This is a genomic window from Prevotella sp. MGM2, assembly GCF_002933955.1.
GTDB lineage: Bacteria > Bacteroidota > Bacteroidia > Bacteroidales > Bacteroidaceae > Alloprevotella.
Genome location: NZ_BEWW01000043.1, coordinates 1 through 954 on the forward strand (window position 1 = coordinate 1; position 954 = coordinate 954).

A 954-nucleotide genomic window follows, 5' to 3' on the forward strand; every position below is an offset into this window, starting at 1 on the left:
GGATAGCGTCCTGTGAGATAAAGGTCTCGCATATCTGAGCCTTTATCTCGGCGATTGACCGTGCCATCGCCTCACGCTTTGTTGAGCGCGGCTATGGCCGAGCGGTAAGCGTCGAAATCAATCTCCGGGCGCGGTGTGTCGCCGTAACGCAGGTCGAGGTCATACTGAATGTCGGCCACAACTCGCTCCGGGTCGGGAATGCCTAAGTAGCGCATTTCAGAATAGGCCACAAGGCCGCTGTCAACCTCCTTGCCCTGCTGCGGTTCCTCGGCGGGAGGGGGTGTGCCGTTTTTGGCGGCGCGGCTCAACGCCTTGCGCTTGCGGAACGCGGCGCGTTTGTCAACTTCGGGGATTGTTGTCTTGACAGGCTCGTAGTCCCAACGAACAATGCAACCCCTTTTGCGACCGGTGTTGAACTGCTCAACGGCAGGGAGCGTCTCCCCGCTGAAAACTCGTGCTGTCATTCGCTTTGCTTTTGGTATTCTGTTTCTTGATGCTTGTTTACGCTTGCGGCGGAGCATACGCTTCACGCGCTCGCGGTGTTTGTATTTCTGTTTTAGTATTATCTTGGTGAAGTCCCATTCCACCACAATGTATTTCATCCACGCCTCGGAGATCCTACCGCAGAAAGCCCGGCGCATACCATATTCCTGTCCTTGCCGCATGAGGCCGAGATAGGAGTTGATGCAGCTCACGAAATGCTCCGCGTTGGCTTTGCACCATGCCGCGCCGCGCTCCTCGGCCTGTCGGTTGAATCCGTGCAGACGGCACATCGCTTTTCCGAGGGTGCGGTTGGCGATGTAGATGCGCTCTCCCTTGATGACCGTGCCGAGGAATTTAACGCCTTTCTTGTAGTGCTGCAGGTAATACTTTTTCGGGTTTACCCTCACCTCGGCTGTCTGCCACAGGTGTTCCCTGATAAGCGGCATAGCGAGTAGCAGTTTCTCCTTGTCG

General features: G+C 56.2%; 1 pseudogene. It reads right to left on the reverse strand.

Annotation, left to right across the window (positions count from 1 at the left end):
* Positions 1 to 71 precede the first annotated feature (71 nt).
* A pseudogene (locus C5S62_RS13350) lies at positions 72 to 954 on the reverse strand (hypothetical protein); the annotation flags it as partial.